At 70.1% G+C, this 21,945-nt stretch carries 23 protein-coding genes and 1 tRNA gene; 7 read left to right on the top strand and 17 right to left on the bottom strand.

Features of this window, described 5'->3' with window-relative positions; translation table 11 throughout:
• Positions 1-38: 38 nt before the first annotated feature.
• Positions 39-230, top strand: coding sequence for a hypothetical protein (locus tag EDF28_RS14380; RefSeq protein WP_111085947.1), 192 nt, complete (start codon positions 39-41; stop codon positions 228-230).
• A gap of 82 nt (positions 231-312) precedes the next feature.
• Here EDF28_RS14380 and EDF28_RS14375 read toward each other — a convergent pair whose 3' ends face one another.
• The 4 genes from EDF28_RS14375 to EDF28_RS14360 form a co-directional block, all read right to left on the bottom strand.
• On the bottom strand, positions 313-1,476 hold the full coding sequence (locus EDF28_RS14375) for a mechanosensitive ion channel family protein (protein ID WP_123338999.1): 1,164 nt from the start codon (positions 1,474-1,476) through the stop codon (positions 313-315).
• Positions 1,477-1,585: 109 nt separating this feature from the next.
• Positions 1,586-2,500 carry a glycine betaine ABC transporter substrate-binding protein gene (locus EDF28_RS14370; protein WP_123938748.1) on the bottom strand — a complete coding sequence of 305 codons (915 nt, stop codon included), beginning with the start codon at positions 2,498-2,500 and terminating at the stop codon, positions 1,586-1,588.
• A gap of 131 nt (positions 2,501-2,631) precedes the next feature.
• Complete coding sequence (locus EDF28_RS14365) at positions 2,632-3,573, bottom strand: proline/glycine betaine ABC transporter permease (RefSeq protein ID WP_123938747.1); 942 nt, start codon at positions 3,571-3,573, stop codon at positions 2,632-2,634.
• Complete coding sequence (locus EDF28_RS14360) at positions 3,570-4,937, bottom strand: glycine betaine/L-proline ABC transporter ATP-binding protein (RefSeq protein ID WP_260155016.1); 1,368 nt, start codon at positions 4,935-4,937, stop codon at positions 3,570-3,572. The genes EDF28_RS14365 and EDF28_RS14360 overlap by 4 nt, the downstream gene beginning before the upstream one ends.
• Positions 4,938-5,367: 430 nt before the next feature.
• On the opposite strand from EDF28_RS14360, the gene EDF28_RS14355 reads away from it, so the two are divergent.
• Positions 5,368-6,930, top strand: coding sequence for an amino acid permease (locus EDF28_RS14355; RefSeq protein WP_123938746.1), 1,563 nt, complete (start codon positions 5,368-5,370; stop codon positions 6,928-6,930).
• 157 nt (positions 6,931-7,087) lie between these two features.
• The gene (locus EDF28_RS14350) at positions 7,088-7,318 is read left to right on the top strand and encodes a hypothetical protein (protein ID WP_111085952.1); all 231 of its coding nucleotides are present in this window, start codon (positions 7,088-7,090) and stop codon (positions 7,316-7,318) included.
• A 19-nt stretch (positions 7,319-7,337) separates the two neighbouring features.
• On the opposite strand, the gene EDF28_RS14345 is transcribed toward EDF28_RS14350, so the two are convergent.
• From EDF28_RS14345 to EDF28_RS19285, 8 genes are all read right to left on the bottom strand, one after another.
• On the bottom strand, positions 7,338-8,177 hold the full coding sequence (locus EDF28_RS14345; RefSeq protein WP_123938745.1) for a VOC family protein: 840 nt from the start codon (positions 8,175-8,177) through the stop codon (positions 7,338-7,340).
• A 97-nt stretch (positions 8,178-8,274) separates the two neighbouring features.
• Positions 8,275-8,919: a PepSY domain-containing protein gene (locus tag EDF28_RS14340; RefSeq protein ID WP_123938744.1), complete on the bottom strand. Its 645-nt coding sequence runs from the start codon at positions 8,917-8,919 to the stop codon at positions 8,275-8,277.
• Between the two features lie 48 nt (positions 8,920-8,967).
• Positions 8,968-10,278, bottom strand: a complete 1,311-nt coding sequence (locus tag EDF28_RS14335) for a cell wall metabolism sensor histidine kinase WalK (RefSeq protein ID WP_185094252.1) — start codon at positions 10,276-10,278, stop codon at positions 8,968-8,970.
• Positions 10,279-10,312: 34 nt separating this feature from the next.
• A complete protein-coding gene (locus EDF28_RS14330) occupies positions 10,313-10,990 on the bottom strand; it encodes a response regulator transcription factor (protein ID WP_123938742.1) in 678 nt (225 codons plus the stop codon).
• A gap of 75 nt (positions 10,991-11,065) precedes the next feature.
• The gene (locus tag EDF28_RS14325) at positions 11,066-11,278 is read right to left on the bottom strand and encodes an SCO4848 family membrane protein (protein WP_123938741.1); all 213 of its coding nucleotides are present in this window, start codon (positions 11,276-11,278) and stop codon (positions 11,066-11,068) included.
• Positions 11,279-11,418: 140 nt separating this feature from the next.
• The gene (locus EDF28_RS14320) at positions 11,419-12,345 is read right to left on the bottom strand and encodes a hypothetical protein (RefSeq protein ID WP_123938740.1); all 927 of its coding nucleotides are present in this window, start codon (positions 12,343-12,345) and stop codon (positions 11,419-11,421) included.
• Positions 12,342-12,803 carry an ImmA/IrrE family metallo-endopeptidase gene (locus tag EDF28_RS19290; RefSeq protein ID WP_111085958.1) on the bottom strand — a complete coding sequence of 154 codons (462 nt, stop codon included), beginning with the start codon at positions 12,801-12,803 and terminating at the stop codon, positions 12,342-12,344. Before EDF28_RS19290 ends, EDF28_RS14320 begins: the two co-directional genes overlap by 4 nt.
• On the bottom strand, positions 12,800-13,240 hold the full coding sequence (locus EDF28_RS19285) for a hypothetical protein (protein ID WP_159573933.1): 441 nt from the start codon (positions 13,238-13,240) through the stop codon (positions 12,800-12,802). The genes EDF28_RS19290 and EDF28_RS19285 overlap by 4 nt, the downstream gene beginning before the upstream one ends.
• A gap of 76 nt (positions 13,241-13,316) precedes the next feature.
• Between EDF28_RS19285 and EDF28_RS14310 the strand changes: the two genes are divergently transcribed.
• Positions 13,317-13,967, top strand: coding sequence for a YigZ family protein (locus tag EDF28_RS14310; protein ID WP_395875272.1), 651 nt, complete (start codon positions 13,317-13,319; stop codon positions 13,965-13,967).
• 103 nt (positions 13,968-14,070) lie between these two features.
• Here the strand turns inward: EDF28_RS14310 and EDF28_RS14305 are convergent.
• Positions 14,071-14,146 (bottom strand) — tRNA-Lys (locus tag EDF28_RS14305).
• Positions 14,147-14,239: 93 nt separating this feature from the next.
• Between EDF28_RS14305 and bcp the strand changes: the two genes are divergently transcribed.
• The gene (gene bcp, locus EDF28_RS14300; protein ID WP_123672221.1) at positions 14,240-14,710 is read left to right on the top strand and encodes a thioredoxin-dependent thiol peroxidase; all 471 of its coding nucleotides are present in this window, start codon (positions 14,240-14,242) and stop codon (positions 14,708-14,710) included.
• A gap of 73 nt (positions 14,711-14,783) precedes the next feature.
• Here bcp and EDF28_RS14295 read toward each other — a convergent pair whose 3' ends face one another.
• A complete protein-coding gene (locus EDF28_RS14295) occupies positions 14,784-15,206 on the bottom strand; it encodes a hypothetical protein (protein ID WP_111085962.1) in 423 nt (140 codons plus the stop codon).
• A gap of 260 nt (positions 15,207-15,466) precedes the next feature.
• On the opposite strand from EDF28_RS14295, the gene EDF28_RS14290 reads away from it, so the two are divergent.
• Positions 15,467-15,715, top strand: coding sequence for a WhiB family transcriptional regulator (locus EDF28_RS14290; protein ID WP_017888820.1), 249 nt, complete (start codon positions 15,467-15,469; stop codon positions 15,713-15,715).
• Positions 15,716-15,972: 257 nt separating this feature from the next.
• On the opposite strand, the gene EDF28_RS14285 is transcribed toward EDF28_RS14290, so the two are convergent.
• Positions 15,973-17,472 (bottom strand): sensor histidine kinase, encoded by a 1,500-nt coding sequence (locus tag EDF28_RS14285; protein WP_111085963.1) that lies wholly within the window; start codon positions 17,470-17,472, stop codon positions 15,973-15,975.
• A gap of 118 nt (positions 17,473-17,590) precedes the next feature.
• Between EDF28_RS14285 and EDF28_RS14280 the strand changes: the two genes are divergently transcribed.
• Entirely contained in the window at positions 17,591-18,031 is a 441-nt protein-coding gene (locus EDF28_RS14280) for an Rv3235 family protein (RefSeq protein WP_123938738.1), read from the top strand.
• A 151-nt stretch (positions 18,032-18,182) separates the two neighbouring features.
• On the opposite strand, the gene secA is transcribed toward EDF28_RS14280, so the two are convergent.
• Positions 18,183-20,963, bottom strand: a complete 2,781-nt coding sequence (secA, locus tag EDF28_RS14275; RefSeq protein ID WP_123938737.1) for a preprotein translocase subunit SecA — start codon at positions 20,961-20,963, stop codon at positions 18,183-18,185.
• Positions 20,964-21,134: 171 nt separating this feature from the next.
• Entirely contained in the window at positions 21,135-21,836 is a 702-nt protein-coding gene (hpf, locus tag EDF28_RS14270) for a ribosome hibernation-promoting factor, HPF/YfiA family (protein WP_123938736.1), read from the bottom strand.
• Positions 21,837-21,945: the final 109 nt, after the last annotated feature.

Raw genomic sequence — 21,945 nt, 5'->3', positions numbered from 1 at the left:
GACCGGTAGCGTTGGCAGCACGACGACAGGAGGCCTCTGTGCGCAAGTTCATGTTCAACGGTGCGGTGTGGAGTTCGCTCATCAGCGGCTACAGCGTGCTCCAGACCACCCGCCAGGGACCCCGCGACTGGCGGCTCGCCCTGACGTGGGTCGCGTGGATCGCGACCACGATCGTGGCGATCGGCACGGTGGTCGAGGACGACCGCGCCGTCAAGGCGCGCCAGCCGTAGGTCGCGACCATCTGACGGACGGGAGGCCCGGTGCCAGCTGGCACCGGGCCTCCCGTCCGTCCCGCGTCGGGTCCGGAGCCCGTCAGCGCTCCGCAGGCGGGATGTCGGACGTCTGGATCGGACCGGTGAAGAGTGCCGCGCGGTCCTCCTGCCCCGGCGCGAACAGCGCCGAGTCGGCAGCGGTCGACGCCGTGCGCCGCCGCGGTGCGGTCTCGTCGACCATGAGCACGCGCTGGACCGGCAGGGCGTCGGGGTGGGTGCGCTGGATCCACTCGACGAGTTCCTCGCGGATGTAGCAGCGCAGGTCGAACAGCGACGGTGCGTCGTGCGACGTCGCGAGGACCCGCACCCGCACGTACCCCTGCACGGCGTCGGTGACCTGCAGCACCTTGACGCGGCGGTCCCACAGCTCGGTGCGGTCGAGGATCCGGTCGAGCTCCTCGCGCATCTCCCCCGGACGGACCCGCCAGTCCAGGTCCATCTCGACGGCACCGAGCAGTTCGCTGTTCGTGCGCGTCCAGTTCTCGAACGGGGTGCTCGTGAAGTACGTCGACGGCAGCACGAAGCGCCGGTCGTCCCACAGGTGCACGACCACGTAGGTCAGGGTGATCTCCTCGATCCGCCCCCACTGCTGCTCGACCACGACGACGTCGTCGACGCGGATCGACCCGGAGAACGCGAGCTGCATGCCCGCGAAGACGTTGCCGAGCGTCGACTGCGCCGCCAGACCCGCGACGACCGAGATGAGTCCGGCGCTCGCGAGCACGCTCGCGCCCGCCGCCTCGACCCCGTCGAAGGTGAGCAGGATCGCGCCGACGGCGATGATGACGAGCACGGCGACGGTCAGCCGCCGGATGATGAGGACCTGCGTGCGGATGCGGCGGGCCTGCCGGTTGTCGGGGACGTCGATGCGGAACCGGTGCAGGCCGAGGTCCTCGAGGAAGATCGCGATCTGGCACGCCAGCCAGCAGCCCACCGCGATCGTGACGATGAGGAACCCGTGCACGACCTCGTCGCGCCACGGGTACGCGTCGGCGTCGCGCGGGACGCTCGAAGTGAACGCGATCCAGAGCAGGACCACGAGCAGGGTGGTGCGGAACGGGTGCTTCGCCCGGCGCGAGAGCACGCCGGCCCACCGCTCCCGTCGCGCGACCGTCCGCAGCACCAGGTGCAGGACGACCGCGGCGACGGCGGTGATGAGGAGGGCGAACCCGATCGCGACCAGGAGTCGGAGGAGGATGTCCATCCCTCCATGCAAGCAACGGACGACAGGCGTTGTTCGCAGGACCCGGCCACGCACGCGAGGAGGCCCGGTGCGCACGACGCGCAGCGGGCCTCCTGTCCGAACGGAACCGCTACTTGCTCGCGGTGAGCGAGTCCACGTAGTCCTCGTTGTCGGCAACCCACTTCTCGACGATCGACTGGTACTCGGACTGGTCCGCGCCGCTGTTCACGAGCGCGTCCTCGAGCGAGTAGAGCGTGTCGGAGTCCATCTTGAACGCCTGCAGCCACTTCAGCGCTTGCGGGAAGTCGTCGCCGAAGTCCTCGTTCACGATCGTGTGGATGCTCTCGTTGTCGCCGAGGGCGTTCTTCGGGTCCTCGAGGTCCTTCACGTCGAAGGCGTTGTAGGCCCAGTGCGGACGCCAGAGGGTGACGACGATGTCCTTGCCGTCCTTCTCGGACTTCTTCAGCTCGGACAGCATCGCCGGCGTCGAGCTCGTGACGAGCTCCCAGTCGTCGAGCCCGTAGGCCTTCATGACCTTCTCCTTGACGATCTTCGTCTCGCCCGCGCCGGGCTCGATGCCCACGATCCGTCCGCCGAAGTCGTCCTTGTGCGCGGCGAGGTCGGCGAGCGAGTCGATCGGAGCGTCCGCGTTCACGGTGAGTTCGAGCGACGCCTGGTCGTTCCACGACCCGAGGTCCTCGAGGTCGTCGCCGTACTTGTCCATGTACGCCTTGTGCGTGTTCGGCAGCCAGGTGTCGAGCACGGCGTCGTAGTCGCCCTGAGCCAGCCCCTGGTACGCCGGCGCGGGGTCCGCGTAGTCGAGCTCGACGTCGTACCCCTTCTTCTCGAGGACGTACTTCCAGAGCTCGCTTGCTGCGGTGTCCTCGTCCCAGCCGTTGAAGACGACCATCTTCATCGCCTGCTTGTCGCCGTTGTCCACCGTGTCGGACGCGTTGCTCGAGCCGGGCGGCGAGCAGGCGCTGAGCGCGAGGGCCGCGGCGGCACCGAGTCCGATGGCCGACAGGATCTTGGTTCGGGTGTTCATGGTTTCCTTCCTGGTTCGACGCTCGGCACCGGCGGACCGGGTTCGGCGTCGTCGACACGGCGTGCTGTCACCGTGCGGTCTGTGGGGTCTGGATGATCTGGTCGACCGGGTGCGCGACGGCGCTCCAGCCGTCAGGCGCCGACCGGCACGGGCTGCTCCGCCTGCTGGGTCGCCGACTCCTGGTCGTCGTCGCCGGTGGGCGCGGTGGCCGCCGTCGTCCGGCTCGGAGCGCGCTTCTTGCGGTCGCCACCGAACGCTGCGGTCATCCGGTCCAGCACGATCGCGAGGATCACGACCGAGATGCCTGCCTCGGAGCCCAGACCGACGTCGATGCGGTTCAGGGCGGCGACGATCTGGCCGCCGAGTCCCCCGGCGCCGACCATGCCCGCGATGACGACCATGGACAGCGAGAGCATGATGACCTGGTTGACGCCGGCCATGATGCTCGGACGAGCGAGCGGCAGCTGGATCTGACGGAGGATCCGCCACGGGCTCGAGCCGAACGCAGCACCGGCTTCGACGACCTCGGAGCTGACGCCGCGGATACCGAGCTCGGTGAGGCGGACGCCCGGCGCCATCGCGAAGACGATCGTCGCGACGATGCCCGGCACCGGCCCGATGCCGAACAGGATGAGCGCGGGGATCAGGTACACGAACGCCGGGGTCGTCTGCATGAAGTCGAGGACCGGCTTGATCGTCCGGCTCGCTGCGTCGGAGCGCGCCGCCCAGACGCCCAGCGGCAGACTGAGCACCACGGCGATACCGGCGGCGACGACGACGAGGGCGAGCGACTCCATCGCGTAGCTCCACTCGCCGATGCTCACGATGACAGCCAGGCCGACCATGGTGCCGAGCGCGAGCTTCCAGCCCTTCGCCCAGAAGGCCACGGCGACGAGCACGACGATCACGGCCCAGAACGGCGGCGTCGTGAGGAAGTACTCGATCCACTCGTAGAAGAACGTGAAGATCGCGGCGATGACGTCGAAGACGCCACCGAGGTAGGTCGTGATCCACTCGACGATCGCGTCGACCGCGTCGCCGAGCGGCAGTCGGAATCCGAAGAGAGTGGTCATGCGTCGGCTCCTGTGCGGTCGGTCGAGATGATGGTCGGATCGCTCACGACGGGCTGTTCCCCGGTGGCCAGGGTCGCGTCGAGATCCGAATCCGAGATGCGCGTGACCGGCTCGAGCACCGGGATCGGCATGGTCGCGGTCGGCACGTTGCCGAGCGCTGCGAGCAGTGTGACCCGCGGCACGACGCCGAGCAGGCGGTCCTCGTCGTCGACCACGGCGATCGGCAGGGGCGACTCCACGGCGAGCTCGAACAGATCGGTGAGCGCGGTGTCGGGTGAGACCCGGGCGTACTCGGTGTTCACGATGGCGTCGAGGTTCGTGTCGCCGGCCTTGACCTGTCGCATCACGTGGCGATCGCGGACCCATCCGTCGAGCGTGCGACCACGCCCGGTGACGAACACCGCTGCGGTCTGCAGGTCGCGCATCACCCGGAGCGCGCCACGTGGGCCCGCCGTCGACGGGACGACCGCGCGCGCCGGTTCCATGACGCTCGCGGCGGTGAGCACACGGGCGCGGTCGACGTCCTGCACGAACTGGGCGACGTAGTCGTTCGCCGGGTCGGTGAGGATGTCCTCCGGCGACCCGATCTGCACGATCCGGCCGTCGCGCATCACGGCGATCCGGTCACCGAGGAACATCGCCTCGTTGAGGTCGTGCGTGATGAAGACGATGGTCTTGCCGAGCCGCTGCTGCAGGTCGACGAGCTGCTCCTGCATCTCACGGCGGATGAGCGGGTCGAGCGCGCTGAACGCCTCGTCCATCAGCAGGACGTCGGTCTCGGCGGCGAGGGCGCGGGCGATGCCGACGCGCTGCTGCATGCCGCCGGACAGCTCGTCGGGCTTCGCATCGGCCCAGACGTCCAGGCCGACCAGGTCGATGACCTCACGGGCCTTCGCGAGCCGAGTGGTCTTGTCGACGCCGTTCACCTCGAGGCCGTACGCGACGTTCTCGAGCACGGTTCGGTGCGGCAGCAGTGCGAAGTGCTGGAACACCATCGACACGCTCGACCGACGGATCTCGCGGATCTCCTTGGCGCTCGCCTTGGTGACCGTGCGCCCGCCGATCTCGACGCTGCCGGCGCTGGGCTCGAGCAGGCCGTTGAGCATCCGGATGAGGGTCGACTTGCCGGAGCCGGACAGTCCCATGACGACGAAGATCTCGCCGGGGCGGACGTCGAAGGACGCGTCGATGACCGCGGCGGATCCCTGCTCGCGGACCTCGTCGCGGGTGGCGCCGGCGGCGAGGCGGCGGACGGCGTCGCCGGGTCGGCGGCCGAACACCTTGTAGACACCGCGCACACTGAGCGCGGCGCCCGTGCGGTCCGGCGACGTGTCGTGCCGGATCTCGGATGGGGCAATGGACAACTGGACTCCTCGCGTCGCCGCGGCGCCGGAGCGCACGTGCGGTGACGGTGTGGTTGCGAACGGGTCGCCCGGGACGGCGCGCACGGCCCACGTCAGCCCGCGCAACGGCGCAGGGCGAGCGAACACGCACGCAGGGACCACGCTCGGGGCGGTCCCGGTCCGGCCGACCGTACGGTCACGGCGCTGCTGGCCGCGGACGCGTTCTGGTCGTCGTGCCCCCGGCCGTCGGGCCTGTGGGGACGTTCAAACCTAACGGCTTCCTGTCCCCCGATCACAATCGACGTCCGCCGGAATCCCGGCATCGCTGTACCCCGTCGTCGGCGTGTCGCCCACGCACATGGGGATCACGATCGTGACCGTCTCGTTACAGATCAGCTCGTTCGGAGGTTTGTGTGCCGCCCCGGTTCCGTGCGCATGTAGGTTGGCGCGCATGACAGCGCAGAACGACACGGGCGTGAACCGTGCTCCGGCGAACGACTTCTCGCACGAGCAAGAGGGCTACCAGCACGGTCTGAAGCCCCGGCAGCTGCAGATGATCGCGATCGGTGGGGCCATCGGTACCGGACTCTTCCTCGGTGCGGGTGGACGACTCCACACCGCGGGCCCCGCGCTCGCGCTGACCTACCTGATCTGCGGCATCTTCGCGTTCTTCATCCTGCGCGCCCTCGGCGAGCTCGTGCTGCACCGTCCGTCGTCGGGGTCGTTCATCTCCTACGCGCGTGAGTTCTACGGCGAGAAGTTCGCCTACGCCGCCGGCTGGATGTACTTCCTGAACTGGGCGATGACCTCGATCGTCGACACCACCGCCGTCGCCATCTACCTGCAGTACTGGTCCGCGTTCACCGCCGCACCGCAGTGGCTCCTCGCGTTGATCGCCCTGATCGTCGTGCTCGCCGCCAACATGGTCGCGGTCAAGGTGTTCGGCGAACTCGAGTTCTGGTTCGCGCTCATCAAGGTCGCGGCACTCGTCGCGTTCCTCGTCGTCGCGATCATCTGGCTCGTCTTCGCGTTCCCGGTCGAGGCCGGCGGCGAAGCCGTCCGCACGGGCTTCTCGATCTGGGGGGACAACGGCGGGCTGTTCCCGAACGGGCTGCTCCCCGCGGTCATCGTGATCCAGGGTGTCGTGTTCGCGTACGCGGCCATCGAGCTCGTCGGCACCGCGTCCGGTGAGACGCAGAACACCGAGAAGGTCATCCCCCGCGCCATCAACTCCGTCGTGTTCCGCATCGCGGTCTTCTACGTCGGGTCGATCATCCTGCTCTCGCTCCTCCTGCCGTACACCGCGTACAAGGAGGGCGAGAGCCCGTTCGTGACGTTCTTCTCGTCGCTCGGCAACCCGCAGGTGGGGTCGATCGTCGGCGGCATCATGAACTTCGTCGTGCTCACGGCGGCACTGTCGTCGCTCAACGCCGGCCTGTACTCGACCGGTCGCGCCCTGCACTCGATGGGCATGAACGGCTCGGCGCCGAAGTGGACCACCAAGATGTCGAAGGGCGGTGTGCCGTACGCCGGCATCCTGCTCACCGCCGCGTTCACGGTCGCCGGGGTCGTCCTCAACTACTTCGTCCCGAGCCAGGCGTTCGAGATCGCGCTGAACATCGCGAGCCTCGGCATCATCACCGCGTGGGGCACGATCATCCTCTGCCAGATGCGGCTCCGGTCCTGGGCGAAGCAGGGACTGGCGAAGGAGCCGTCGTTCAAGCTGCCGGGTGCCCCGGTGACCGCCTGGCTCACCCTGGCGTTCCTGGCGTCGGTCATCGTGCTGATGGCGATCGACTACCCGGTCGGCACCTACACGATCGCGTCCCTCGTGATCGTCATCCCGCTGCTCATCGTCGGCTGGTTCCTGCAGCGCGACCGCATCCTGCGCATCGCGTCGCTCCGACAGGGCGTCACCGGTCCGTACCCGATCGGTGTCCGCGACCCGGCGAACCAGGTCCGTCGCGACGGCGAGGACGGCGACGAGCAGAAGGGGTCCGACGACACCGTCTGATCTGTCCCCGGAGCGCAGCACATCGCGCGCCGAGTGCAGTGGGTCCGGCTCCCGTCGGTACGATCGGCGGGTGCCGGACCGCTCTGTCTCCCCTGCGTCAGTCCCACCCACCCTCGATCTCCGGCTCAGCTGGCGAGGCGCGTACGGACACCTCCGGGTGTTCCCCGACCGCCTCGAGGCCGAGACCGACTACGAGCGCGAGGCGCGGGTCTCCGTGCCGATGGACGCGGTGTCGGGATGGCGCCTCGGCCCGTGCGACGAGGACGCCGTCTGCGTCGAGTTCGTCACGGAGCCGGAGACGTTCCGCGTGCTGCTCGACACCTCGGACGAGCAGCTCGCCGCGCTGGCGATCCAGAAGGTGCTCGGACCGCCGCTCACCACCGGCTGACGATCCACGGGCGCTGCGCTCAGGCGTCGCCCTCCGGGGCGAACTGCGTGACGCGGAACGTCGCGCCCTGCGGGTCCCGCAGCTCGGCCGCACGCGTCCACGGACCCTGCCAGGTGCCGAGTACGGCGCCGCCGAGCTCCTCGGCCCGTGCGGCGGCGGCGTCACGGTCCGCCACGCTGAACGACACGTGCCAGTCGTCCGGCCCGTCGTCGAGTCGGGCGAGGGCGCCGATGACGTCCGCGAAGCCCTCCGGTGCGCCGACCTGCCGTTCGCGGATGTCGGGGTCGGAGGTGGCCGCGAGGTGGTCCCCGTAGCCGGGGAGCCGGACCATGGCGCTCGGGCCCTCCTCGATGCCGGAGACCCGCCAGCCGAACAGCTGCTCGTAGAACGAGATCGCCTGCTCCGGCTCGGTCGAGCGGAGGTCGCTGAAGACCCAGCCGCCTGGGGCGTTGATGTGCTGCGACCCGAGCCGCTCGCGCGCCTGCCAGAGTCCGAACGCCGCACCGCGCGGATCGACGCAGTCGACGCTGCGGCCCGCGGCGCCACCCGGCCCGGCGTCCTCCGCCGGAGCGGCGGTGCCACCGAGCTCGACGACCCGAGCGGCCCCCACGTCGGCGTCGTCCACGGCGATGTACGTCGTCCACGACGCCGGCTCGTCACCCGAGGCGATCGCGCCGACCTCGCGCCCGTCGATGCTCACGATCCGGTACGAGCCGGGGGCTCCGGGCGGCAGGCGCTCCTCGAAGTCCCAGCCGAACAGACCGCCGTAGAACGCCTGCGCGGCGTCGGGGTCCGGGTGTCGTCCGTCGATCCAGCTCGGCACGCCCTGGGGGTAGGTGCGAGGGGTCTGGTCCGTCATGGTGTCTCCCGAGGTCGCCGACGCCCGGGTCGGATGCCCCCAGGTCTACCGCTGACCGCCGACGTCGGTCGGGTCGGCCGTCGGGTCGGTCGTCGGGTCAGTCGTCGGTGTCGACCTGGTCGGTGACGACGTCTCCCGAACCGGCGTCGATCCGGACGCTGTGCTTGGTGCCTGACCCGTCGACGACGTCACCCTCCCAGACCACCTTGCCGAGGTGGTCGTCGAGGCCGAGCTCGGTGATCGAACCGGCGTGCAGGTCCTCGAAGGCGCTGACGGCCTTGCTGACGTCGAGGTCGGCGGCTGCGACGAACCGGTCGTGCTCGGCGCGGTCGTCGGCGTCCGCGGTCTCGGTCTGCGGAGTACCGGTCGCCCCGGTGCCGGCGGCGTCGGTGTGCACCTCGTGCTCGGTGCCGTCCTTCGTCACGACGAGGACCTCGTACGCGCTGCCACGCTGCTCCTGCTCGACCGAGATGACGGTGCCGGAGCCGACGCTCCCGCGTGCGGTCGCGACGGCGGCCAGCAGGGCGTCGTTCGACGTGGCCGAAGCGGCGGTCGCGGACGCGCCACCCGACGTGCCGGTGGTGGCGCCCGTCGCGGCCGATCCGTTCGAGGACGACGCCGCCGAGTCGGACGATCCGTCGGTGGAGCAGCCGGTGAGGGCGAGTGCGGCCACGACGGGCAGGGCGGCGAGGGCGGTGACGCGGCGGGCGGAGGGCTTCTGGAGCTGGGTGCGGAAGGTCATGGGACGAGCATGTCGGCGGGGTGCTGAAGCAGACCTGAAGCCGCCTGTTCAGCCGCCGAGTGCGATGCACACGACGAACCGCGCCCCGCCGAGCGGCGAGTCCGCCACCGTCGCATCGCCGCCGTGCGCCCGGACGGCGTCCCGCACGATCGCCAGACCGAGGCCGGCACCACCGGCGTCGCGGCTGCGGGCCTCGTCGAGCCGGACGAACCGCTCGAACACCCGGTCGCGCTCGGCCGCCGGGACCCCGGAGCCGTCGTCGTCCACGGTCAGCACCGCGGCGCCGTCCTGCTCGACCAGGGCCACCGCGACGCGCGACGCGGCATGCCGGACGGCGTTGTCGACGAGGTTCCGGACCACGCCGGTGAGCAGCCGTTCGTCGCCGAGCACGCGTGCGGCGGAGATCCCGGAGCCGTCGACCCGGATCGCACGGTCGCCGGTCCCACCACCCGGCGCCCGCGCCCGCGCGACGGCGTCGAGTGCGAGGTCGTCGAGGTCCACGGGACGACGGACACCCGTGCCGCCCTCGTCGAGCCGCGACAGCTCGAGCAGCCCGGTGACGAGGTCCTGCAGGCGCACGGCCTCGGACCGCACGACGTCGGAGAACTCGGCGACGTCGGTCCGGTCCGGGTACGCGACGGCGACCTCGGCGTGCTGGCGGAGGGACGCGATCGGCGACCGCAGCTCGTGCGAGGCGTCGGACACGAACTGCCGTTGCCCCGCCGCGGATCGGTCGAGTCGGTCGAGCATCGCGTTCATGGTGGTCGCGAGCCGGGCGATCTCGTCACCGGTGTCCGGCACGACCACGCGGGCGTGGGGCTGCGCGGCACGGATCGTCTCGACCTCGGTGCGCATCCGCTCCACCGGCCGCAACGACCGCCCGGTCACGGACCAGGTCACGATCCCGAGCACGAGGACGAGCACCGGCACCCCGCCGGCGAGGAGCACCACGGCGGTCCGGATGGCGGTGTCGGTCTGCTCGAGGGAGACGCCGTACACCAGGGTCGCCTCACCCCCACCGGGCAGGTCGACGTCGTCGGCGACGAGCAGCCAGCGTTCGCCGTCGTGCGACCACCGGGACTCGTCGGCGGTCGACAGGGCCGGAGCGTCGGCGTCCTCACCGTGTGCGAGGACCGAGCCGCCGGCACCGACCACCTGTACCAGGACGTCCTCGTAGTCGGTCACCGCACCGGCACCGTCGGACTCGACCCGTGACGACACCTGTTCGAGTCCGGCCTCGGCGGACGTCCGCACCCCGTCGAGCAGCACCAGGCGGAGCACCACGACGAACCCCACGGCACCGACGACCAGGGCGGCGAGCACGACCACGCCGGCGCCGAGCGTGGTCCGCGCGCGCACGGACCGGAAGCGGCGCGTGCGCCCCGTCCCCCGGTCAGCCACCGTCGGCCGCCAGTCGGTAGCCCGCACCGCGGACGGTCTCGAGTGACGTCCGTCCGAACGGCCGGTCGAGCTTGCGTCGGAGGTGCCCGACGTACACCTCGACGATGTTCGGGTCACCCTCGAAGTCGACGTCCCAGACGTTCTCGATCACCTCGCGCTTCGAGCACACCTGCCCGGAGCGCCGCGCGAGGTACTCGAGCACCGCGAACTCCCGGCTCGTCAGGTCGACGGGGGTCCCGGCACGCGCCACGGTCCGTGCGGCCGGGTCGACGACCAGGTCGCCGAGGGTCAGCACCGCCGGGCGTTCCCGAGCACCGCGGCGGACGAGCGCGCGCAGCCGGGCGACGAGGACCGGGTGCGAGAAGGGCTTCGTGACGTAGTCGTCGGCGCCGGCGTCGAGGGCCTCGACCTGGTCCCACTCGCCGTCCTTGGCGGTGAGCATGAGCACCGGCGTCCAGTCCTGGTCGGCCCGGAGCTGGGCGCAGACCGCCCATCCGCTCATCCCCGGCATCATCAGGTCGAGGACGATCGCGTCGTAGCGGAACTCGCGGGCGTGCCACAGGCCGTCGACGCCGTCGTGGGCGACGTCGACCGCCCACCCCTCGGCCTCGAGGCCGCGACGGACGCCGTCGGCGAGCCGCACCTCGTCATCGACCACCAGGACACGCATGGCGACGATCCTGCCGTGCCGCCCTGAAGCAGCGCTGAAGCGACGCCCGACGGCGATCGGCGATCGGCGAATGGCTCAGACCAGCAGCAGGACCCCGGCGACGACCGCTGCCACGGCGATCGCGAGCGCGATGAGCAGCAGCACGAGGTGCACCGTGTAGAACGTCGTCGGCTTGCCCGCGGCGTCACGCGCGCGGGTGTCCTTCGCGACGCGCTGGAAGAAGCGCGGCCAGGTGACGACGTTGAAGACGGCACCGATGAACAGGACGACTGCGGCGAAGACGAGCACCGTCCGAGTCTAGACAACGAGTGTCGGTGGTGCTCGGCCGCCCCCAACGCGGCCGAGTCCCACCGACGAGCCACAGGATCTGTAGCACTTGCTACAAACCCTACACGGGCGTCGGGAGACCGTCGAGTCACCCCTTCGGGCTACGCGGAGTCGAGCGCCGACTCGGCCTCGGCGAGGACGGCTCGCTCGGCATCGGTCAACGGCGTACGCGTCCGCCGGAGCCCGTCGTTGACCTCGACGATCGCGCGGCTCAACCGCGTCGCGGGGTCCTCGGTCGACGGGTAGGCGTTGTCGGCACCGATCCGCTCGTGCAGCGGCGCGAGACGCCGCAGCGCCGCGTCGACCCGCCGGGTGTGTCGACGTCGCGAGACCCGGTGTCCGACGACGAGCAGCAGCATCCCCGTCGAGACGCAGATCACGGCGCCGGGCGTCGTGACGTCGTACGGCAGCGCGAGGGAGCGCATCCGGTCGAGGTCCCCCGTGACGTGCGCCAGGTCCATGACCACGACGACGACCATCCGGACGACCCCGAGGACACCGCCGAGCACCAGGACCCACAGCCCGACCAGGTCCGTCGTCGTCCGGGCCTCGCGCAGGCGGAGGACGCAGATGAGGCCTGTCGCGCCGAGCGCCACCCCGAGGTACACCGTCTGCGCGATCGAGTAGACGGTCGCGGCCGGGTGCGACCCGGCGTCGAGCATGAACGTCGTCGTGCTGGCGGGCTTGTCCAGCACCGAGAAGGCGACGACCACCACGACCACCACCGCGGCGCACGACACCACGATCGCGTTCCGGAGCCACGGCCGCGCCGCTCCGACGGCCTTCGCCACGCCCCAGAGCAGCGTGCTCGTGCCGGCGACCATCAGGCAGTCGCTGACCACGGTCACCACGTTGAAGCCACCGAGCAGTGGGTCGAGCCACCGGTACAGCGGGTCGACGTTCGTGACGATGGTGCCGGCGAACAGCAGGAAGGTCACCGCCAGGGTCCGGTCCTGCCCGCGTTGCAGGACGAAGAGCGCGATCGTCCCGGCGATGAGCAGCACCGCCTGGACGACTGCGACGATCACCCGAAGACCCCGCGGAAGGCGCTCGGGCGGCCTCGGTGCCGCCGGATGAGCGTCGCGAGCGCGTCGGCGAAGACCTCGGCCTCGTGCTCGTACGCGTTCGAGAACATCCCCCGCGCCAGCGCCCGCTCGACCTTGTACTCGGGCAGGTCCGGGATGACGTCGCGGATGTAGGCGGACTGGGGCGCGTGCTCCTGGTGCCGGTGCAGGACGTGACCGAGCTCGTGGCCGATGACGAACGCCCGGAAGGTCGGCGACGCAGTCGGCGAGATCATGATCAGGTGGGCGTGCTCGAGCGTCGCGACGAAGCCGCACACGGGCTCCGTCGCCAGGAACGCCTCTTCGCGGACGACGATGGGCTTGTCCACGACGACGGCTGCCGCGGCGACGGCCTGGTCGACGTCGGACCACCCCTCGACTGCACCGCGTGCCCAGAAGGACTCGAGCAGCGGGTCGGTCACGCCACGCTCCCGCGCTGTGATTCCTCCTCGAGCACCTCGGCGATGCGCCGCAGCGCCTCGGGTGAGAGCTCGCCGGGGAAGGTGCGTGCAGCGAACCCGCTCACGCGGGCGGAACGCAGGGAGCGGACGAGGGCGAGCTGGGCGCCGATGCGCTCGGGGACGTCGCTGTCCTCGAGCAGGAAGCGCTCGTCGACCTCGAAGAACCCCGCGAGCAGCCGCAGGAGCTCGGTGTCGCGGTTGCGTCGGCCGTCGCCGGAGAGCATGTAGGTCCACTTCGCCCGCGAGAGCGAACCGCCGTGGGCGGCGACGTACTCCTCGATCGAGGCGAACGGCACCGGGGCACCACGCTGGGACTCCTCGAAGTCGAGCAGCAGGTTGATGCGCCGTGCGAGTTCGGCGGCGTCCAGGACCCCGCCCCTCGGATCACCGGTCTCCATGTCGGACTCCTCCCCATCCGTGCGTGCACGACATCGTAGCGCGGCGGACACCGTGCACGCCGTTAGCCTCGTGGGCATGGCCCGCAGCTTCCCCGCGACGATCGCCGACCCGGTCGAGCACGAGATCGTCATCACGAAGTCGCGGTTCATCACCACGGTCGCCCCCGTGTCGGACGTGGCAGACGCCGAGCGGGTCATCGCCGAGGTGAAACGCCGCCGCTGGGACGCCCGGCACAACTGCACCGCGATGGTCACCGGCACCCTCGGCGACCAGGCCCGGTCGTCGGACGACGGAGAACCGTCGGGCACGGCTGGCGTGCCGATGCTCGAGGTGCTCCGCCGCCGTGACCTCACCGACGTGGTCGCCGTCGTGACGCGCTACTTCGGCGGCGTGAAGCTCGGCGCCGGCGGACTCGTCCGCGCCTACTCGACCTCGGTCTCGGAGGCCCTCGACACCGCCGAGCTCGTCCGACGCGAGGCGCTCACGCAGGTGCACTTCGACGCCCCGCACGCCGAGGCCGGCCGGCTCGACAACGTCCTGCGCGACTGGGTCCGGCACCACCACGCGACCCTCGGTGCGACGGCCTACGGACGTGCGGCGACGTTCGAGGTCTGGGTGCCCGCCGACGCGCTCGGGACCCTGACCGCCGACCTCGCAGCGGCCTCCGCCGGCGCCGTCAACCTCGTCGTCGGCCCGGAACGGATCGTCGACGTCGCCGCCGACTGAATCCGACCGCCGGAAGCACCTCGGGCGTGTCCCGCTCGGAACGCGTTCGCACCCCCGGAACGCACGAAGGCCCCGACTCGATGAGTCGGGGCCTTCGTGGTTGTGGTGCACCCCCTCGGACTTGAACCGAGAACCCACTGATTAAGAGTCAGTTGCTCTGCCAATTGAGCTAGAGGTGCATGTTCCGGCTTCCGTGCCGCAACGGGAATCAACAATAGCATGGGTTCTGCGCGCTCACGACCACTCGTGGGCACCAAGCGAACAGGAGCACCATGACCGACCGTCTCGCCGCCGGCGACACCGCCCCCGACTTCACGCTGCCGGACCAGGACGGCGTCGAACACTCGCTCGCCGCACTGCGGGGCAAGAAGGTCATCGTGTACTTCTACCCGGCCGCGTCCACCCCCGGTTGCACCACCGAGGCCTGCGACTTCCGCGACAACATGTCGTCGCTGCAGGCAGCCGGCTACGAGGTCCTCGGCGTCTCGAAGGACGAGCAGGCGAAGCTCAAGACCTTCCAGCACGAGCAGGCGCTCACGTTCCCGCTGCTGAGTGACCCCGACCTGGCGGTGCACAAGGCCTACGCCGCGTGGGGCGAGAAGAACAACTACGGCAAGATCGTGACCGGCACGATCCGCTCCACGATCGTGGTCGACGAGGACGGCAGCGTGCAGCTGCCGCTCTACAACGTCAAGGCGACCGGACACGTGGCGAGCCTGCGGAAGAAGCTCGGCCTGGTCTGAGGACCGGACCACAGCGAGACGGGAGGCGCGGTGCCAGCCGGCACCGCGCCTCCCGTCCGTCTGTCGGTCGCGTTTACTCCACGGGACGCGCGAGCGCGGCCGTGACCGACCGCGACAGCACGAACGTGATGCCGAGCAGGGCGGGGATCAGCAGGACCCAGCCGACCGCCGGCTCGCGGAAGACACCCTGGAACGCGCCGATCGCGATCGCACCCTGCAGAACCTGCCAGACGATGATCCCGGAGCGCACCCAGGCGCGACGCTTCCACAGGCCGTTCAGGAGCGCACCGAGCCAGAGCGCCGCGACGGCCGACAGGATCGTCAGGGCGATCCCGGACGCCAGGCTCGACGCCGGCGCGACGATCAGCTCGACGACCAGGACGACCGTGACCACGACGAGCGCCGCGAACTCGAGCCCGACCACCACCAGCAGGCCGATCAGCGCGCGTGAGCGTCGCTCAGGACGGTCGACCGCCGTCGGGTCGTCATCGTGCACAGTGATCCTCCAGCATCGGAACCCTTGATTTGCCCCTACCAGTATGGAACGATATTCGAGGTCGTTTGGACGGCACGATGTGGTGTGCGTCTCCCGTGGTTCGTCGCTCCTCCCCCGAGCGTCACGCGGGCGTCAGACTCGCTTCCAGCGGACTCCTCCCCACAGTTGTCCTCTCATGCCTCATGCATGGTCAGCGTTCCGATCCCCCGAACCCCGGCCCCGGCCTGCCGTTCGAGCATCGACATCAAGGAGCACCACACATGGACTGGCGTGACAAGGCAGCTTGCCTCACCGCGGACCCCGAGCTCTTCTTCCCCGTCGGGAACACCGGGCCCGCCGTCGATCAGATCGAGAAGGCCAAGTCGGTCTGTGCGCGCTGCACGGTCACCGAGATGTGCCTGCAGTACGCCCTCGAGAACAACCAGGACTCCGGTGTCTGGGGTGGCCTCAGCGAGGACGAGCGTCGTGCGCTGAAGCGTCGCGCCGCCCGCGCCCGCCGCGCTTCCTGACCCGGGCCGGTTCCCGCAGGACACACCCACGCCCGTCGTCCCTTCAGGGGCGGCGGGCGTCGTCGTGCGCGTAGGGCACGGGGCGGGGCGGGGCGGCACGCCGTGCGCTGGTCCTCGGGGTTCCACAACACGCCGTGCGTTGATCACGGCGGTTCCGCAACACACCGCGATCGCACGCCGAGATGCGCAGATCTCGGAACCTCACGAGCGGGCGCGGACCCGACGCACAACTCCCGCGGCGCGGCGCAGCGCGGGGGCTAGGCGGGAGCGGTCAGCCAGCGGAACGGGATGGTGATCGTCACCTCGGTGCCGCTGCCGGTCAGGGTGTGCCAGTCGATCGTGCCGCCGAGCTCGCCCTGGATGAGCGTGCGGACGATCTGGGTGCCGAGGCCCGACCCGACCTTCCCCTCGGGCAGACCCACGCCGTTGTCACGGACCTCGATCTCCAGGTGGTCGTCGAACCGGCGGGCGACGATCTCGACCTCGCCGTCGCGGCCGTCCAGCCCGTGCTCGACGGCGTTCGTGACGAGCTCGGTGAGCCCGAGTGCGAGCGGCGTGGCAGCCTCGGACGGCAGCACCCCGAACTCGCCGGTCTTCTTCGGGTGCACGGTCGTGTTGTGCGACGCGGCGACCTCGGTGACGAGCTTGAGCACCGAGTCGAAGACGTCGTCGAAGTCGACCGTCTGGCTCAGGCCGCTCGACAGCGTGTCGTGCACGACCGCGATGGCTGCCACGCGGCGCATGGCGTTCTGCAGCGAGGTCCGTGCCTCGTCGGAGTGCGTCCGACGAGCCTGGATGCGCAGCAACGACGCCACCGTCTGCAGGTTGTTCTTGACGCGGTGGTGGATCTCGCGGATCGTCGCGTCCTTGGTGATGAGCTCGCGCTCCTGGTGCCGGAGCTCCGACACGTCGCGGCAGAGCACGATCGCACCGATGCGGTCGCCGTGGTCGCGGAGCGGGATCGACCGCAGCGACACCGTCACGCCCTTCGACTCGATGTCAGCCCGCCACGGAGCGCGACCGGTGACGACGAGGGGCAGGGACTCGTCGACGTCGAGCTGCGCGCCGATGAGCTCGGTGGTGACCTCGGCGAGGGACTTCCGTTCGAGCTCTCCCTCGAAGCCCATCCGGTTGAAGGCGCTCAGGCCGTTCGGGCTGGCGAACGTCACGATGCCGGCGGTGTCGAGGCGCAGCAGACCGTCACTGGCGCGCGGGGCGCCGCGGCGCGGACCGGCCGGTGCGCCGAGGTCCGGGAAGTCGCCCGTCGCGATCATGCCGAACAGGTCGTTCGCACTCGCGGTGAAGTTCAGTTCCTGACGGCTCGGCGTCCGCATCTCGTCCTGGTTGGAGTGCCGCGTGACGACGGCGATCGGCCGCTCGGTGGTCTCTGCGCTCTTGGCACTGAGGCGCCGTAGCACCGGGATCGCACGGACCCGGGTGGGGGTGTCCTCGTACCAGTCGGGCTCGGCGGAGTCGACGACGCGGGCGCCGGCGAAGCTCTCGGTCACCTGACCGCGCCACTCCTCGCGGATCTCCTGGCCGACGATGTCGCGGTAGAACAGTGTGGCGGCGGAGCTCGGTCGGGCGTGTGCCACGGCGACGAACGAGCCGTCCTCGGCAGTCGGCACCCACAGCACCATGTCGGCGAAGGACAGGTCGGCGAGGAGCTGCCAGTCCCCCACGAGCAGGTGGAGCCACTCCACGTCGGCTTCGGAGGAACGGCCTTGCGCGAGGACGAGGTCACTGAGGGTCGACACCCAGCCAGTCTAGGTGCGCCGACTTGTGGAGAACGTCGCCCTCTCCACAGGCCCAGCAGCTTTGTATTTCTCATGTTGCACGCCCCATACGCTCGCTCCAGCAACGGAAGGGGCAGGGGTGGCGGAGCAGGCACGCCGGATCGACCACACGACGACGACGGCACACTCGCCGCCACTGACGATCGTCGAACCGCAACCGGTCGAGGAACCGGCGAGCGGCCCTCCGGACCCGGCGGACACCGCACGCGCCCTGGGACTGTGCGTCGCCGAGGTCCTGACCGGGGCCCGCGAGGTCGACAGCATCGCCCGCTGGATCACCGACGACGTGCACCGGCACCTGCAGCAACGTGCAGCCGTGGCCGCGCACGCCCGCTCGGTGCGCCGACGGTCGCGGAGCCGAGCGGTGCTGCGGGTCGGCAGCGTGCTCGTCTGCCGACCGGCGGACGGCGTCGCCGAGGCGACCGTCGTCGTGCACACGCGCAGCCATGCACGCGCCGTGGCGATGCGGTTGGAGACGCGGGACGGCAGGTGGCGGGCCACCGCGATCGGCGTCCTGTAGGTGCCTGACGCGGACGGGAGGCCCGTGGCGGTGTCGCCACGGGCCTCCCGTCCGCCGTCGGCGCGCGTGGTGCGCCTGGTGAGCAGCAATGGTCGGGTCCCGACGCGGGACCCGACCATTGCTGCTCACGATGCGCTCACGCGCACGCGGACTACTTCTTGGACGCCTGACGACGCTCGGCACGGTTGCCGGCCGCGGCAGCCTGGCCGGAGGCCGTGGCTGCGTTGCCGAACGCGGAGCCCTGCTCGGGCTCGGCAGCTGCCTCGGCCTCGGCCTGGGCCTGCTGCGCACGCGCCGTGGCGGCCTGCTCGAGGCGGCCCTTCTCGTCGCGCACCTCGACCTCGCCGTCGATCGACGGTGCCGAGTACTCGAGGCCGGAGACCTCGTCCTCGCCGAGACCCTTGGCCTCGATGACGGCGTTCTCGCCGTCGGACTGCACCTGGACCTCGAGGTTGAACAGGTAGCCGACCGACTCTTCGCGGATCTGGCCCATCATCGTCTGGAACAGCGCGTAGCCCTCGCGCTGGTACTCGACGAGCGGGTCACGCTGCGCCATCGCGCGGAGGCCGATGCCGTCCTTGAGGTAGTCCATCTCGTACAGGTGGTCGCGCCAGCGGCGGTCGATCACCGACAGGACGACACGACGCTCGAGTTCGCGCATCGCCTCGTCGCCGAGGAGCTCCTCACGCGTGGAGTACGCAAGCTTGGCGTCGGAGAGGATCTCGCGGCCGAGGAAGTCCCGCGACGCCTTGCCCTTCGAGCCGGCCTCGGTGATGACCTCGTCGATGGAGATCGAGATCGGGTAGAGCGTGCCGAGCTCGGTCCACATGGCGTCGAGGTCCCAGTCGTCCGGCGAGCCCTCACCGGTGTGGGTGTCGATCACGTCGTCGATGACGGCCTTGAGGAACGACTGCGCGCGGTCGTGCAGGTCGTCGCCCTCGAGGATGTGGCGGCGGTCGCTGTAGATCGCCTCGCGCTGCCGGTTCAGGACGTCGTCGTACTTCAGGACGTTCTTGCGGATCTCGGCGTTCCGGCCCTCGACCTGCGCCTGGGCGGAACGGATCGCGCGGCCGACGAGCTTGTTCTCGATCGCCAGGTCGTCCGGCACGTTCGAGCGGCCCATGAGGCTCTCGGCGGCACCGGAGTTGAACAGGCGCATGAGGTCGTCGGTGAGCGACAGGTAGAAGCGGCTCTCGCCCGGGTCACCCTGACGGCCGGAACGACCACGCAGCTGGTTGTCGATGCGGCGCGACTCGTGGCGCTCGGTGCCGAGGACGTAGAGCCCACCGGCCTCGCGGACCTTGTCGCCCTCGACCTCGACCTCGGCCTTGACGCGGGCGAAGACCTCGTCCCACTCGGCTTCGTACTCGTCGGGGGTCTCGGTCGGCGACAGGCCCTTGGCGTGCATCTCCTGCACCGCCAGGAACTCGGAGTTGCCGCCGAGCATGATGTCGGTGCCTCGGCCGGCCATGTTCGTCGCGACGGTGACGGCGCCGAGGCGACCGGCCTGGGCGACGATCGCGGCTTCACGCGCGTGGTTCTTCGCGTTGAGGACCTCGTGCTTCACGCCCTTCTTGGCGAGGAGCTTCGACAGGTACTCGGACTTCTCGACGCTCGTGGTGCCGACGAGGACGGGCTGGCCCTGCTCGTGGCGCTCGGCGATGTCCTCGGCGACCTGCTCGAACTTGGACTTCTCGTTCTTGTAGACCAGGTCGGTCTGGTCGATGCGCTGCATCGGCTTGTTCGTCGGGATCGGGACCACGCCGAGCTTGTAGGTCGACATGAACTCGGCCGCTTCGGTCTCGGCGGTACCGGTCATGCCGGAGAGCTTCTGGTACAGCCGGAAGTAGTTCTGCAGCGTGACCGTGGCGAGGGTCTGGTTCTCCGCCTTGACCTCGACGTTCTCCTTCGCCTCGATCGCCTGGTGGATGCCCTCGTTGTAGCGACGGCCCATCAGGATGCGGCCGGTGTGCTCGTCGACGATGAGCACCTCGCCGTTCATCACGACGTAGTCCTTGTCGCGCTTGAACAGGGCGACGGCCTTGATGGAGTTGTTGAGGAACGAGATGAGCGGGGTGTTCGCCGACTCGTACAGGTTGTCGATGCCGAGGTAGTCCTCGACCTTCTCGATGCCGGGCTCGAGCACGCCGACGGTGCGCTTCTTCTCGTCGACCTCGTAGTCCTCGCCCGGCGTGAGGCGCTTGGCGATCGAGGCGAACTCCGTGAACCACCGGTTGGCCTCGCCCGAGGACGGGCCGGAGATGATGAGCGGCGTGCGGGCCTCGTCGATGAGGATCGAGTCGACCTCGTCGACGACGGCGAAGAAGTGGCCGCGCTGCACCATGTCGGAGGCCTGCCACGCCATGTTGTCGCGCAGGTAGTCGAAGCCGAACTCGTTGTTCGTGCCGTAGGTGATGTCCGCCGCGTACTGCTCGCGGCGCTCGGCCGGCGTCTGGTTGGCGATGATGCAGCCGGTCGTCATGCCGAGGGCGCGGAAGACGCGACCCATGATCTCGGACTGGTACGACGCCAGGTAGTCGTTGACCGTGATGACGTGCACGCCACGCGACGGGATCGCGTTGAGGTACGCCGCCGTCGTCGCGACGAGGGTCTTGCCCTCACCGGTCTTCATCTCGGCGATGTTGCCGAGGTGCAGGGCCGCCCCGCCCATGAGCTGCACGTCGAAGTGCCGCATGCCGAGGGTGCGCTTCGCTGCTTCCCGCACGGCGGCGAACGCCTCGGGGAGCAGGTCGTCGAGGGTCTCGCCGTTGGCGTACCGCTCGCGCAGCTCCTTCGTCTCGTCCTGGAGTTCCTCGTCGGTGAGGCTCGAGAAGTCGTCCTCGAGGTCGTTGATCGCCGAGGCGTACGCCTTCAGCCGGCGGACGGTGCGTCCTTCGCCGATGCGGAGGACCTTCTCCAGCACGTTTGCCACGTGAGCTCCTTACGGGGTCGTCGTGCGCGACCTGCGCGCCCGATCGACCAGTCATGCTAGCAACCCCCCGGTGCCGTGCGCTGTGAGGGGCGTCGGTGTGGGGGCAGCGGTGTGCGCGGCCCGCGAACGGACCGCGCACACACGGGTCGGACGGTGTCCGCAGCGATCGCGTCAGGCGAGCGCGGCGGCCGGCTCGACGTCCACCGATGCCGCGGCACCGGTCTGGTCGTCGATGCCGATCACGCCGTAGTCCCAGCCCTTGCGTCGGTAGACGACGCTCGGGCGGTGGGTCTCGGCGTCCACGAACAGGTAGAAGTCGTGTCCGACGAGCTCCATGAAGTACAGGGCGTCGTCGACGGTCATCGGGGCGGCCTCGAAGACCTTGTGCCGGATGACCACGGGGCTGTAGACCTCGTCGTCCTCGTCCTCCGGTGCGTCGGCGTCGACGACCGTGACCGCGCCGGTGGCGACGTCCTCGATGAGGCGGCCGTCAGCGGGGACCACCCCCATGCCGTCGAAGCCACTGCCTGCGGCCTCGGCCACCGAGGTCGGGCGGTGACGACCACGGTGCACCTTGCGCCGGTCACGAGCACGACGCAGCCGTTCCATGATGCGGGCGAAGGCGAGGTCGAAGGCGGCGTACTTGTCGGACGCCGCGGACTCCGCCCGCACGAGGGGCCCGGGACCGATGAGCGTCAGCTCGATGCGGTCCTCGCCCTGGCTGCCGCCCGACTTCTCGTGGTGGCGGCTGATGCGCACCTCGAAGGCGAGCGCACGGTCAGCGAGCACGTCGATCTTCTCGGACTTCTGTTCGACGTAGGTGCGGAATCGGTCGGTGACCCCGACGTTCCGGCCTGTGATCGTCACGTCCATGTCGCGGCTCCCATCGAGCTTCGGCGCGTCGCCTCCATCCGGCGAACCCGAACGCCTTGCCGCGAGGCTAGACCCGCCGCAGGTCCCGCGTCACGGTGCGTCGGCGAGT

It is taken from the genome of Curtobacterium sp. PhB137 (assembly GCF_003814955.1).
GTDB lineage: Bacteria > Actinomycetota > Actinomycetes > Actinomycetales > Microbacteriaceae > Curtobacterium.
This window is presented reverse-complemented; position numbering and strand designations above follow the sequence as displayed.